The 13,400-nt window shown below is 37.1% G+C and carries 13 protein-coding genes; 12 read left to right on the forward strand and 1 reads right to left on the reverse strand.

Annotated features, from left to right (window positions below; all coding sequences use genetic code 11):
- Positions 1-2: 2 nt before the first annotated feature.
- From rlmN to spoVM, 7 genes are all read left to right on the forward strand, one after another.
- Positions 3-1,091, forward strand: a complete 1,089-nt coding sequence (gene rlmN / locus ABH960_RS10990) for a dual-specificity RNA methyltransferase RlmN (protein ID WP_002014500.1) — start codon at positions 3-5, stop codon at positions 1,089-1,091.
- A gap of 4 nt (positions 1,092-1,095) precedes the next feature.
- Positions 1,096-1,848 carry a Stp1/IreP family PP2C-type Ser/Thr phosphatase gene (locus tag ABH960_RS10995; RefSeq protein WP_404445043.1) on the forward strand — a complete coding sequence of 251 codons (753 nt, stop codon included), beginning with the start codon at positions 1,096-1,098 and terminating at the stop codon, positions 1,846-1,848.
- A gap of 8 nt (positions 1,849-1,856) precedes the next feature.
- Positions 1,857-3,830, forward strand: a complete 1,974-nt coding sequence (pknB, locus tag ABH960_RS11000) for a Stk1 family PASTA domain-containing Ser/Thr kinase (RefSeq protein WP_404445046.1) — start codon at positions 1,857-1,859, stop codon at positions 3,828-3,830.
- A gap of 270 nt (positions 3,831-4,100) precedes the next feature.
- Entirely contained in the window at positions 4,101-4,982 is an 882-nt protein-coding gene (gene rsgA, locus ABH960_RS11005) for a ribosome small subunit-dependent GTPase A (protein WP_404445049.1), read from the forward strand.
- A 2-nt stretch (positions 4,983-4,984) separates the two neighbouring features.
- The gene (gene rpe, locus ABH960_RS11010; protein WP_002014505.1) at positions 4,985-5,629 is read left to right on the forward strand and encodes a ribulose-phosphate 3-epimerase; all 645 of its coding nucleotides are present in this window, start codon (positions 4,985-4,987) and stop codon (positions 5,627-5,629) included.
- 96 nt (positions 5,630-5,725) lie between these two features.
- Positions 5,726-6,406 carry a thiamine diphosphokinase gene (locus ABH960_RS11015; protein ID WP_002088210.1) on the forward strand — a complete coding sequence of 227 codons (681 nt, stop codon included), beginning with the start codon at positions 5,726-5,728 and terminating at the stop codon, positions 6,404-6,406.
- A gap of 66 nt (positions 6,407-6,472) precedes the next feature.
- Positions 6,473-6,553: a stage V sporulation protein SpoVM gene (spoVM, locus tag ABH960_RS11020; protein WP_001213599.1), complete on the forward strand. Its 81-nt coding sequence runs from the start codon at positions 6,473-6,475 to the stop codon at positions 6,551-6,553.
- Between the two features lie 72 nt (positions 6,554-6,625).
- Here spoVM and rpmB read toward each other — a convergent pair whose 3' ends face one another.
- Complete coding sequence (gene rpmB / locus ABH960_RS11025) at positions 6,626-6,814, reverse strand: 50S ribosomal protein L28 (RefSeq protein WP_000124776.1); 189 nt, start codon at positions 6,812-6,814, stop codon at positions 6,626-6,628.
- 378 nt (positions 6,815-7,192) lie between these two features.
- Between rpmB and ABH960_RS11030 the strand changes: the two genes are divergently transcribed.
- The 5 genes from ABH960_RS11030 to plsX all read left to right on the forward strand — a co-directional run bounded on the left by ABH960_RS11030 (position 7,193) and on the right by plsX (position 13,398).
- A complete protein-coding gene (locus tag ABH960_RS11030; RefSeq protein ID WP_002014507.1) occupies positions 7,193-7,555 on the forward strand; it encodes an Asp23/Gls24 family envelope stress response protein in 363 nt (120 codons plus the stop codon).
- 22 nt (positions 7,556-7,577) lie between these two features.
- A complete protein-coding gene (locus ABH960_RS11035; RefSeq protein ID WP_113936790.1) occupies positions 7,578-9,254 on the forward strand; it encodes a DAK2 domain-containing protein in 1,677 nt (558 codons plus the stop codon).
- A gap of 424 nt (positions 9,255-9,678) precedes the next feature.
- Positions 9,679-11,727: an ATP-dependent DNA helicase RecG gene (gene recG / locus ABH960_RS11040; protein ID WP_002088208.1), complete on the forward strand. Its 2,049-nt coding sequence runs from the start codon at positions 9,679-9,681 to the stop codon at positions 11,725-11,727.
- An 88-nt stretch (positions 11,728-11,815) separates the two neighbouring features.
- Entirely contained in the window at positions 11,816-12,409 is a 594-nt protein-coding gene (gene fapR, locus ABH960_RS11045; RefSeq protein WP_404445057.1) for a transcription factor FapR, read from the forward strand.
- The gene (gene plsX, locus ABH960_RS11050) at positions 12,406-13,398 is read left to right on the forward strand and encodes a phosphate acyltransferase PlsX (RefSeq protein WP_002128828.1); all 993 of its coding nucleotides are present in this window, start codon (positions 12,406-12,408) and stop codon (positions 13,396-13,398) included. The genes fapR and plsX overlap by 4 nt, the downstream gene beginning before the upstream one ends.
- Positions 13,399-13,400 lie beyond the last annotated feature (2 nt).

Consider the following 13,400-nt stretch of genomic DNA (forward strand, 5'->3'; position numbering starts at 1 on the left):
TCATGGAAACGACTGTAAAAAAACAAAAGAAAAATCTAGAAACAAAGAAACCATCAATTTATTCTTTACAACTTCATGAAATGCAAGATTGGTTAAAGGAACAAGGAGAACCTAAGTTCCGTGCAGGACAAATTTTTGATTGGCTATATAAAAAACGTGTAAAAAATTATGAGGATATGTCAAACCTTGCTAAAGGATTGCGCGATAAATTGTCGAATTCCTTTGATATTACTACTTTAAACACTTTAGTAAAACAAACGTCTTCGGATGGAACGATTAAATTCCTATTCCAGTTATACGATGGATACTCTATTGAAACTGTACTAATGCGACATGAATATGGAAATTCCATTTGTGTAACAACACAGGTGGGTTGCCGCATTGGCTGTACGTTCTGTGCTTCTACACTTGGTGGGTTAAAACGAAACTTAGAGGCTGGAGAAATTGTAGCGCAAGTAGTAGAAGTTCAGCGTGCGCTTGATGAAACAGAAGAACGTGTAAGTTCTCTTGTTGTTATGGGAATTGGAGAACCATTTGATAATTATGATAACTTAATGTCATTCTTACGCATTGTAAATCATGAAAAAGGAATTCATATTGGTGCAAGACATATGACAGTTTCAACAAGTGGAATTGTTCCAAAAATTTATAAGTTCGCTGAAGAAGATATGCAAATTAATTTTGCGATTTCATTGCATGCTGCAAATACAGAGATACGTTCAAAATTAATGCCGATCAACCGTGCTTATAAGCTACCTGATTTAATGGAAGCTGTTAAATACTATGTAAATAGAACAGGGCGTCGTATTACATTTGAATATGGCTTATTTGGAGGAGAAAATGACCAAGTTGAGCACGCTGAAGAACTTGCTGCGCTCTTAAAAGGTGTAAAATGTCATGTAAACTTAATTCCGGTAAACTACGTGCCAGAACGTGATTATGTACGTACGCCACGAGAGCAAATTTTCTTATTTGAAAAGACGCTAAAAGATCGTGGAGTGAATGTAACCATTCGCCGTGAACAAGGTCATGATATTGATGCAGCCTGCGGTCAGTTGCGTGCAAAGGAGCGCAAAGAAGAGACGAGGTGACTAGATGAAAGCCGTGTTTCTATCGGATAAAGGAAAAGTTCGTCAACATAATGAAGATAGTGCAGGAGTTTTTCGCAATTTAGATGGAAATATTTTAGCGGTAGTAGCAGATGGAATGGGAGGTCATCGAGCTGGCGATGTAGCTAGCTCGATGGCTATTCAATTATTCCATGATTATTGGAAGCAAACGCATAATATGAATGAGCCTAAAAAGGTAGAAAAGTGGTTACATACTAACGTTGGAATTATTAATGAGCGCATATATGCTTACTCTCAGCAACATGTAGAATGTAATGGCATGGGAACAACGGTTATCGTGGCGATTTGTACACCTAGTTTTGTAACAATAGGTCATATAGGAGATAGTCGTTGTTATATGGTATCAGAGGGAGAAATATCGCTTGTAACGGAAGACCACTCACTTGTAAATGAACTTGTTAGGCACGGTGAAATTTCAAAAGAAGATGCAGAATATCACCCGAAAAAGAATGTTCTGTTAAGAGCGTTAGGGACAGAAGAAAAAGTCAGACTAGATGTTAAAACATTGGTGCTCGAAGAAGACGATCAATTGCTTCTTTGCTCTGATGGATTGTCTAACAAAGTCCCTATGGCTGATATGCAACAAATTTTACAATTGAATGAACAGCTCGAGGCGAAGGGGGAGCATCTCATTCAATTAGCAAATGATCGTGGTGGAGAAGATAATATTACCCTCGTTATTATTGATTATACGGATTCGACAAACGAAAGTAGGTGAAGTGCAACGTGCTGATTGGAAAACGCTTAAATGACCGTTATAAGCTGCTGAAAATGATTGGCGGTGGAGGAATGGCCAATGTATATTTAGCTCATGATGATATACTTGGTCGAGATGTAGCGGTAAAAATATTAAGACTCGACTATTCAAATAATGAAGAGTTTATTAAACGTTTCCATCGAGAAGCGCAATCTGTTACAACGTTGTCGCATCCAAATATTGTGAATATGTATGATGTTGGGGAAGAGGATGATATATATTATCTTGTAATGGAATATGTACCTGGGCGAACATTGAAGCAATACATAATTGATCGAGGGATGTTACCGATAGGAGAGGCTCTTGATATAATGGAGCAGTTAACGTCCGCTATGGCACACGCCCATCATTTTGAGATTGTACATCGTGATATTAAACCGCACAATATTTTGATTCGAGATGACGGAGTGGTCAAAGTAACAGACTTTGGAATTGCGACAGCTACAAGTGCAGCAACGATTACACATACAAATTCGGTGCTCGGTTCGGTGCATTATTTATCACCAGAACAAGCGCGCGGTGGTATAGCGAATAAACAATCAGATATTTATTCACTTGGGATTGTTATGTTTGAATTGTTAACAGGAAGACAACCGTTTTCTGGTGAATCTGCTGTTGCAATTGCGTTAAAACATTTACAAAATGAAATGCCATCTCCAAAAAGATGGAATGAAAATATTCCACAAAGTGTTGAAAATATTATATTAAAGGCAACTGCGAAAGATCCGTTCCATCGATATCAATCTGCTAACGCGATGAAACGAGATATTGAAACAGCACTATACCCAGAACGAATAAATGAACAACCATTTTACATACCAGAAGATATGGAAGCAACGAAAGCGATTCCAATTATTCAACAAGAACAACTATTTCAAAATGTAAGTGATGAAACGATTGTATTAAAAGGAAGTAAAGTGGATGAACAAGTAAGAAAAGAAGAGACCAAATCAGGTAAGAAGAAAAAGCGAAATAATAAATGGCTGAAAGTTTTAATTACAACATTTTTACTTTTAGCGATAGGGATAACCTTAGCACTTACTGTTATTCCAGGCTTCTTTATTCCGAAAGATGTGAAGGTTCCTGATGTGGCTGGTATGAAATATACGACAGCTGTAAATACATTAGTTGAAAAAGGTTTTGAAGTTACTGAACCTAATCTTGTATATACAGATGATGTTGAAGCCGGAAAAGTGATAAAAACAGATCCTATAGCAGGAAGAGTAGTGAAAGAAAACTCTAAAATTACTATCTATCAATCAGGTGGGAAAAAGAAAAGTAAGATGCGTGATTTGACAGGAAAAGATTTCGAGAGTATAAGAGCTGAGTTAGAAGAAAAATATAAACAAGTTACAATAAATTATATTGAAAATGATAAGCCGAAAGGTGAAATTGTAGAGCAAATACCAACGCCTGATCAAATGGTTATAGAGGCAGAACAAGAACTGAAAATTTGGGTAAGTAAAGGACCTTATCAAATAAGACCAGGTGATTTTTCAGGATGGACTGAAAATAGTGTAAAAGGTTATTTAAATGAAAGAAAGCTTGTTTCTGATATAAAAAGAGAGTATTCAGATACGGTTGATAAAGGTCTTGTTATTTCACAGTTACCAAAGCCTGGGACACCTTTAAAAGAAGGAGATAAAGTATCGATTGTTATCTCCGATGGTCCGAAGCCTAAAGTGACGAAAACGATAAAAGTGGATAACATTTCTATCCCATATGAAGCTTCTGCAACAGGTGAAAAAAAGCCGCAAACAATAGAAATTTATAAAGAAGATATGCAGCAAAAAATGGATAAACCAGTTGAAACGAGAACAATTACTGAGTCAGCGATTATTTCTTTAGAATTTGTAATTCAAGAAGGTGCAAAGGGACACTATAAAATTGTCCGAGATGGAGTAACGATTATGGACAAGGAAGTACCATATCCAGCTCAATAATAGTGAATTCCATCGTCCTTATATAGAAGATGGAATTTATTACTCTTGCCTGTTATGCTGTCTACATCGTGGACTGTATAACAGGCAAAAATATATGATTCAAAAAGCTGTAAAAGTGATACTGTTGTAAATAATATTTCAAATTTGATGGTAGATTAAATATATGAACCTGGATATATATTTGGTGGGCTTTGAAATAATTGTTTAAAGAACGCTAGTCTATTCATATTTAATTGCAGTTTCATTTTATACAAAATAAAGGAGAATTATATGCCAGAAGGAAAAATTGTAAAAGCTCTAAGTGGGTTTTATTATGTGCAGAATGAGGAAGGGATTACACAATGTCGTGGGCGTGGTGTATTTAGAAAGAATAAAATTACGCCACTTGTAGGAGACCAAGTTGTTTTTCAAGCGGATAATCCGAGTGAGGGTTATGTGTTAGAAGTATTTGATCGGAAAAATGAACTTGTTAGACCTCCTATTGCTAATGTTGATCAAGCTATTCTTGTTTTCTCAGCGGTAGAACCAGATTTTAATCCAGGACTGTTAGATCGATTTTTAGTATTAATTGAATATCATAACATCAAACCAATTATTTGTATTAGTAAGATGGATTTAGTAGATGAAAAAATGAGAGAAACTGTTGAATCTTATGCAAATGATTATCGTGAAATGGGTTATGATGTGTTGTTTACTTCTATAAATACATCGAAAAGTATTGATATTCTGAAACCATTCTTAGAAGGTTGTATTTCCGTCGTTGCAGGCCAATCTGGTGTTGGGAAATCTTCAATGCTAAATGTATTACGTCCAGATTTAGAATTGAAAACTAATGATATTTCTTCACATTTAGGACGTGGAAAGCATACGACAAGACACGTAGAATTAATTACAGTTGGAAGCGGACTTGTTGCGGATACACCTGGTTTTAGTTCGCTTGATTTCATAGATATAGAGGTAGAAGATCTTACATATTGTTTTCCAGAGTTGAAAGAAGCGAGCCAATACTGTAAATTTAGAGGGTGTACACACCTTGCTGAACCGAAATGTGCGGTGAAAGCTGCGGTTGAAGAAGGAAAGATTACCGAATATCGTTATAAGAATTACAAACAATTCGTAGAAGAAATTAGAGAGAGAAAGCCGAGGTATTAGTCATGATTAAAATTGCACCATCGATTTTATCAGCAGATTTTTCAAGATTAGGGGAAGAGATTAAAGATGTAGAAAAAGGCGGAGCTGACTACATTCACGTCGATGTAATGGATGGGCATTTCGTACCAAATATTACGATTGGACCATTAATTGTAGAAGCAATCCGTCCGATTACATCATTACCGTTAGATGTACATTTAATGATTGAAAATCCTGATAACTATATCCCAACTTTCGCAAAAGCGGGAGCGGATATTATTACTGTTCACGTAGAAGCGTGTCCTCATTTACATCGTACAATTCAGTTAATTAAATCTCATGACATTAAAGCAGGGGTTGTATTAAATCCGCATACTCCAGTTTCAACGATTGAGCATGTATTAGAAGATATAGACATGGTATTACTTATGACAGTAAACCCTGGATTTGGCGGACAGAAGTTTATTCATTCTGTATTACCGAAAATCAAACAAGTTGCAGAAATGGTTAAAGAGCGAAATCTAGAAGTGGAAATTGAGGTTGATGGTGGTGTCAACGCTGAAACGGCAAGACTTTGTATTGAAGCAGGAGCGAATGTTCTTGTAGCGGGATCAGCAGTATACAATCAAAAAGACCGCGGTGAAGCAATTCGTGTAATTCGCGGATAAAGAACGAACCTTTATCCTAGTGAAGCTTCTAGTTCATTAAGACTTCACTATTTATACATGTTAGAGTGACAAATAAGGAGAAAGGCAATCTACCGAATGGCAGATTGCCTTTTTACAATAGAAGGGGAAGGAAAAATGATTATTCATATTTTAGCGGGAGGACCTGCAGAATACTGCGCAGATTTTTCTCGGTATGAAAATGAAGAAGTAGTTTGGGCGGCCGTTGATAGAGGAGTGTACCGTTTGTTGAAAAGAGGGATCACTCCGGCTGTTGCGTTTGGGGATTATGATTCAGTTACTGATGAGGAATTAGCATGGATGAGGCAGCAAACAAATGAATTACATATTGTCCCGCGAGAAAAAGATCAAACAGATTTAGAAATTGCAATTAGCTGGGCTTTAGAACAGAAACCAAAGTTAATTCGTATTTTTGGTGCTACTGGTGGAAGACTTGATCATGGTTTAGCAAATATTCAGATGCTTTTAAAGGGATTAGAAGTAAACATAGAAATGTGTATTGTGGACAATAAAAATGAAATAATGGTGAAAAAGTTTGGTATGTATATAATTGAAGGAAACGAACATTTTCCATACGTATCATTTGTACCAGTTACTGAAAGGGTAGAAGGTATTACACTTCACGGTTTTAAGTACCCTCTTACTAATAAAACAATAGAGTGGGGATCGACACTTTGTATTAGTAATGAACTCATTGAGGAAAAAGGTAATTTTTCATTTACTTCTGGCATATTAATGATGATAAGAAGCACTGATTGAAGAAACAATTTTGCTCCTTGCATCATATAGTGAACAAGTGGAGTAATGGGGATTAGGAGGGAAACCATGAGATTTTATACAATTAAGTTACCTAAATTTCTTGGTGGAATTGTTCGTGCGATGTTAAATACCTTCAAAAAAGACTAAAAAAGCACCTATTACCGGTGCTTTTTCCAATGGTATAATAAAAAAAGAGCCTAGCGGCTCTTTTTTTTATTATTAAACACGTTCGATTTTGCCAGATTTTAATGCTCTAGCAGAAACGTAAACACGTTGAACTTTTCCGTCGATGCGTACGCGAACTTTTTGAAGGTTAGCGCCCCATTTACGTTTTGTAGCGTTCATTGCGTGAGAACGAGAGTTACCAGAACGAGCTTTTCTTCCAGTGATAGCACAAACACGAGCCATTTATATTTCCCTCCCTTAACTACCGTAACATACGTAATTTTTCAATGTTAGCCTTTTATGCGATGCTAAAAACACTACTATAATTTAACACAACTAAAAAGAGAATGCAACACCGTAGGAAAAAGAAATCAAGAAAAAATACTTGACACTATATGTCAATGAAGAAAAGGTGAAATCAAGAAAAATTGCTTGACATATTATAGTGGTACATGTTGTATAATAACAATGGACTATTTTGCTCATCATAAAAAAATGTAATTTAAAACATAAAATATGAGAGTGAAAAAGAAAGAACGATGGAATTTTCTTTAAAAAGATTATATGATAGTAACTAAAGTAGTCTAGCTCACTTTCACCATTTATGAAGGGGGAAACGAGATGTCAATTGAAATTAAAACGAAGTACGGTCAAATTGATATTAGTACAGATGTAATTGCAACAATTGCTGGAGGTGCCGCAGTAGATTGCTACGGTATCGTAGGTATGGCATCAAAAAATCAGTTAAAAGATGGATTAACAGAAATTTTACGAAAAGAAAACTTCACTAGAGGCGTTATTGTTCGTAAAAATGAAGATGAAGTACATATTGATATGTATATTATTGTGAGCTATGGTACGAAAATTTCAGAAGTAGCACATAACGTGCAGACTAAAGTGAAATATACATTAGATCAAACTGTAGGACTAGCAGTAGATTCTGTAAACATCTACGTACAAGGAGTTAAAGTAATAAACTTGTAATGTGCATTAAGGAGGAAAATCTGTGTCAATTCAAAAAATTGATGGAAAACGTTTATCACAAATGATCATTCAAGGAGCCAATAATTTAACAAATAATGTTCAGCTTGTTGATGCATTAAACGTATTCCCAGTTCCAGATGGCGATACCGGTACAAACATGAACTTATCAATGACTTCAGGCGCGCGTGAAGTGAAAGCAAATCCTTCACAGCATGCTGGTAAAGTTGGTGTAAGTTTAGCCAAAGGATTATTAATGGGAGCTCGTGGTAACTCTGGGGTTATTTTATCTCAGTTATTCCGTGGTTTCTCTAAATCCATTGAACAAAAAGAAGAATTAACGACAGTTGATTTTGCTGCAGCTTTAGAAGCTGGAGTAGAGGCAGCTTACAAAGCGGTTATGAAACCAATTGAAGGAACGATTTTAACGGTTGCAAGAGAAACGGGTAAATATGCAGTGACAGTTGCGAAAAAACAGCGCGACTTTGTTTTGTTTATGGAAGACGTTGTAAAAGAAGCGAACGCATCGTTAAATCGTACGCCAGATTTATTACCTGTATTAAAACAAGTTGGCGTTGTAGATAGCGGTGGTAAAGGTCTTGTTGTTGTATATGAAGGGTTTTTAGCTGACTTAAAAGGAGAAACGATTTCTTCTAATATGCCTGCCCAATCATCTATGAATGACATGGTACGTGCAGAACATCACCGTAGTGTACAAAGCCAATTGAGTACAGAAGATATTAAGTATGGATATTGTACGGAATTCATGGTGAAATTAGAGCCTGAAAAAATGAAGGAACATAATTTCTCTGAACAAAAATTCCGTGAAGATATTAGTGTGTACGGAGATTCACTACTTGTTGTATCGGATGATGAGGTTGTAAAGGTTCATATTCATGCGGAACATCCTGGAGATCCTATGAACTATGGACAACGTTACGGTAGTCTAATTAAGATCAAAGTAGAAAATATGCGTGAACAGCATACTGCTTTATTAGATGAACCTACCATGGTACCTGAACAAACGAATCAGCCAATAGAGAAACAACCGTATGGTATTGTAACTGTAGCTATGGGATCGGGTATTAAAACTCTATTTGAGAGCATTGGTGCAACGAAAGTTATCGAAGGTGGCCAAACGATGAATCCGAGTACGGAGGATATTGTGAAGGCGATTGAAGAGGCGAATGCTGAAAAAATCATCATCTTACCAAATAACGGGAATATCGTGATGGCAGCAGAACAAGCAGCGTCAGTTGTAGAACAAGAAGTTATTGTTATTCGTTCAAAAACAGTTCCTCAAGGTATGGCTGCAATGTTAGCATTTAATCCAGTTGGAACGCTAGAAGAGAATGAAGAAAACATGAAAGAAGCTTTAGCTCATGTGAAAACAGGTCAGATTACGTATGCTGTTCGTGATACGGAAATTGACGGTGTAGCGATTCAAAAAGATGATTTCATGTGTATTGCAGATGGAAAAATTGTATCTACAAATGCTGAGAAAGTAGGAGCTGCAAAGCAATTACTAGAAGCGCTAATTGATGAGGATTCTGAAATCGTAACGATTCTACAAGGTGAAGATGCAACAGATGAAGAAGTGGCTAAATTAGTTGCGTTTGTAGAAGAGAACTTTGAAGATGCAGAAGTAGAAGTACATGCAGGGAACCAACCGGTGTATTCTTTCATCTTCTCTGTAGAATAAGAAAAGATTCGATTTGAAAATAAATGGGTTACTTACTTGCTAATGGATAAGAAATAGTGATATGAAGTTTATTACTAGTTTTTATTCAAAAGGCTAGCATATTGATGATAGAAAAGAGCCTTGCTGCTAATAGTGAGGCTCTTTTCTTACGTATTGTACAACTTTGTTTTATCCCGCTATTTGTGGGTGGTAAAACTTCCACCTCCTATATTCGGCTGGAGCAAAGAAGTTAAGTGGGAGAATAACTGCCCGTAACCCCCCAATGATTATAGTTTCACTTTATATAGAGGGATTAGAGTAGTTTCTCTTAGAATGCCTATGATAGAATATATAAGGTGAAAGAGAGCGATTACAGATGTCAATGATATTAATGGATAATCAATAGAATGAATCAAAGAAAATAATGTGACGGAGCGTGAGAATCTTGAATGAAGTTGTACAAGTTCCTGTTACGGATGTAAAGGGAATCGGAGGAGAAACATCTGAGTTGTTACACGAGATGGGAATTTATACAGTTTCTCATCTATTAGAACATTTTCCGTACCGCTATGAAGACTATGCGATGAAAGATCTTGCTGAAGTAAAGCATGACGAGCGTGTAACGGTTGAGGGGAAAGTTCATAGTGCTCCTTTACTGCAATATTATGGGAAGAAGAAGTCACGTCTTACAGTTCGTGTTCTCGTCGGTCGTTATTTAATTACAGCTGTATGTTTTAATAGACCATACTATAAACAAAAGTTAAATTTAGATGAAACGGTAACGATTACTGGTAAATGGGATCAGCATCGCCAAACAATTGCTGTATCAGAACTGAATTTCGGACCGGTTGTACGACAACAAGAAGTAGAACCCGTATATTCAGTGAAAGGAAAACTGACAGTAAAACAGATGCGCCGGTTTGTTGCACAAGCATTTAAGGAGTATGGAGATTCTATAGTCGAAGTGTTACCAGATGGTTTGTTAAGTCGATATAAATTATTATCACGCTATGAAGCGCTCAGAGGGTTACATTTTCCAGTGGGACAGGAAGACTTAAAGCAAGCGCGTCGCCGTTTTGTATATGAGGAGTTTTTCTTGTTTCAGTTGAAAATGCAAACATTACGGAAAATGGAAAGGGAAAACTCGAAAGGGACGAAAAAGGAAATTTCATTAGTAGAATTGCAAGAGTTTACTGATGCGCTTCCGTTTCCATTAACTGGCGCACAACGCCGGGTTGTAGATGAAATAATGAAAGATATGATATCTCCGTACCGAATGAATCGATTATTGCAAGGGGATGTAGGTTCTGGGAAAACAGTTGTGGCTGCGATTGCTCTTTATGCGGCGAAATTGGCTCATTATCAAGGTGCTTTGATGGTTCCTACAGAAATTTTAGCCGAGCAACATTATCAGTCGCTCGCAGAGACGTTTTCACATTTCGGTATGAAGGTTGAATTGCTAACAAGTTCTGTAAAAGGTGCGAGACGTCGAGAAATTTTGTCGAGATTAGAACAGGGAGAAGTAGACATCCTTGTTGGAACGCACGCTTTAATTCAAGATGAAGTTATATTTCATAGGTTAGGTCTCGTTATTACCGATGAACAGCATCGATTTGGTGTGGGGCAGCGCCGGGTTTTACGTGAGAAAGGTGAAAGTCCAGATGTATTGTTTATGACGGCGACCCCAATCCCGCGTACGTTAGCTATCACTGCATTTGGAGAGATGGACGTTTCTATTATTGACGAAATGCCAGCTGGTAGAAAGGTAATCGAAACGTACTGGGCAAAACATGATATGTTAGATCGTGTCCTCGGCTTTGTGGAGAAAGAGATAAAAAAAGGAAGACAGGCATATGTTATTTGCCCTCTTATTGAAGAGTCTGAGAAGCTTGATGTACAAAATGCTATCGACTTACATAGTATGCTGACTCATCATTATCAAGGGAAATGCCAAGTTGGATTAATGCATGGGAGACTATCATCTCAAGAAAAAGAAGAGATAATGGGACAGTTTAGTGAAAATAAAGTGCAAATTCTTGTGTCGACAACAGTTGTTGAAGTAGGCGTGAATGTACCAAATGCGACTGTTATGGTTATTTATGACGCGGAACGTTTCGGTTTATCGCAGCTCCATCAGCTGAGGGGGCGTGTTGGGCGTGGTAGTGAACAATCATATTGTTTATTAATTGCGGACCCGAAATCAGAAACGGGAAAAGAAAGAATGCGCATTATGACTGAAACAAATGATGGATTTGTATTGTCAGAAAAAGATTTAGAGTTACGAGGTCCTGGGGATTTCTTTGGAAGTAAGCAAAGTGGTCTACCAGAATTTAAGGTTGCTGATATGGTACATGATTATCGGGCGTTAGAAACAGCAAGACAAGATGCAGCGATACTAGTTGATTCAGAAGCGTTTTGGCATAATGATCAGTATGCTTCGCTGCGTACTTATCTTGATGGGACAGGTGTGTTCCAGGGAGAGAAGCTCGATTAAAAGTAGTCTGCAAAAGTTTTTGTTGCATTCTACTTTTAATGATTATATACTACTTTTAGTACCTAGTCATAAAAATGGATGGTGCGGTATGAAAAAAAGAAGAAGTAAAAAAGAAAGACAAGAATTATTACAACAAACAATAGAAACGAATCCTTTTATAACGGATGAAGATTTAGCGGAAAAATTTCAAGTGAGCATACAAACTGTTCGTCTTGATCGTATGGAATTATCTATTCCTGAATTAAGAGAACGAATTAAACATGTGGCTACAAAACAACATGAAGAAGATGTGAAATCTTTACCGTTAGAAGAGGTTGTCGGAGAAATTATTGATATAGAATTAGATAGACATGCGATTTCTATCTTTGAAGTAAAGGTGGAACATGTATTTAAAAGAAATCAAATTGCTCGTGGGCATCATTTGTTTGCACAAGCAAACTCACTAGCTGTTGCGGTTATTGATGAAGAATTAGCTTTAACTGCAAAGTCCACCATTCGATATATTCGTCCTGTAAAATTAGGAGAGCGTGTTGTTGCAAAAGTACGTGTTGAAGATGTAGAGAATGATAAAGGACGGACGGTTCTCAAAGTGCGTAGCTTTGTTGGAGAAGAACTTGTCTTTACAGGCACTTTTGAAATGTATCGATCTAGTAATTATAGTGAGGAAGGTAACAACTTATGAAAATCGCAATAGATGCAATGGGCGGCGATCATGCACCAAAGGCTGTAGTATTAGGAGCAATGAAAGCTATTAAGGAATACTCAGATTTACATATTACGTTAGTAGGGAAAGAAGAGGGGATTCGTCAATATTTAACGAGTGAAGAGCGAATTACTATACTTCATACGGACGAAAAAATCGAATCGACAGACGAACCAGTAAGAGCGGTTCGTCGAAAAAAACAAGCTTCAATGGTACTAGCGGCGCAGCAAGTAAAAGACGGCGTAGCGGATGCTTGTATATCAGCAGGTAGTACAGGAGCTTTGATGGCAGCTGGATTGTTTGTTGTTGGTCGTATGGAAGGAATTGAACGACCAGCTTTATCGCCTACAATGCCAACTGTTGATGGAGAAGGTTTTGTTATGTTAGATGTTGGAGCCAACGTTGATGCAAAACCAATTCATTTATATCAATATGCAGTAATGGGCTCTGTTTACGCAGAGAAGGTAAGAGGAATTAAAAATCCACGCGTTGGACTTTTAAACGTTGGAACAGAGGATGGTAAAGGAAACGAGCTTTCAAAACAAGTCTTTGCTATGCTCAAGGATGCACCAATTAATTTCGTTGGAAACGTTGAATCAAGAGATTTATTGCAAGGTGTAGCAGACGTTGTTGTATGTGATGGTTTTACGGGTAATGTAGCGCTAAAATCATTAGAAGGAACAGCACTTGCGTTATTTTCTATGTTAAAAGAACAATTAATGAGTTCGTTTACGAGCAAATTAGCAGCAGCGGTATTAAAACCAAAACTTATGGTATTGAAAGATAAAATGGATTATTCGGAGTATGGAGGAGCGGCGTTGTTTGGATTGAAAGCTCCTGTCATTAAGGCTCACGGTTCTTCTAATGACCAATCGATATTTAGTGCGATCCGTCAAACGAGAGAAATGGTAGCGAAAGAAGTAATTCCTACAATTTCAAGTGTAATGGAGAAGGAGCCGCTTCAATAAGA

The sequence above is a fragment of the Bacillus sp. RC252 genome (assembly GCF_044909215.1).
Taxonomy (GTDB): domain Bacteria; phylum Bacillota; class Bacilli; order Bacillales; family Bacillaceae_G; genus Bacillus_A; species Bacillus_A mycoides.

Bases quoted from the DNA above. Each gene is read 5' to 3' on its own strand.
- plsX (WP_002128828.1), top strand. From the start codon at position 12,406: ATGAAAATCGCAATAGATGCAATGGGCGGCGATCATGCACCAAAGGCT.
- rpe (WP_002014505.1), top strand. From the start codon at position 4,985: ATGATTAAAATTGCACCATCGATTTTATCAGCAGATTTTTCAAGATTA.
- rsgA (WP_404445049.1), top strand. From the start codon at position 4,101: ATGCCAGAAGGAAAAATTGTAAAAGCTCTAAGTGGGTTTTATTATGTG.
- ABH960_RS11015 (WP_002088210.1), top strand. From the start codon at position 5,726: ATGGCAGATTGCCTTTTTACAATAGAAGGGGAAGGAAAAATGATTATT.
- rpmB (WP_000124776.1), bottom strand. From the start codon at position 6,814: ATGGCTCGTGTTTGTGCTATCACTGGAAGAAAAGCTCGTTCTGGTAAC.
- ABH960_RS10995 (WP_404445043.1), top strand. From the start codon at position 1,096: ATGAAAGCCGTGTTTCTATCGGATAAAGGAAAAGTTCGTCAACATAAT.
- fapR (WP_404445057.1), top strand. From the start codon at position 11,816: ATGAAAAAAAGAAGAAGTAAAAAAGAAAGACAAGAATTATTACAACAA.
- ABH960_RS11030 (WP_002014507.1), top strand. From the start codon at position 7,193: ATGTCAATTGAAATTAAAACGAAGTACGGTCAAATTGATATTAGTACA.
- spoVM (WP_001213599.1), top strand. From the start codon at position 6,473: ATGAGATTTTATACAATTAAGTTACCTAAATTTCTTGGTGGAATTGTT.
- rlmN (WP_002014500.1), top strand. From the start codon at position 3: ATGGAAACGACTGTAAAAAAACAAAAGAAAAATCTAGAAACAAAGAAA.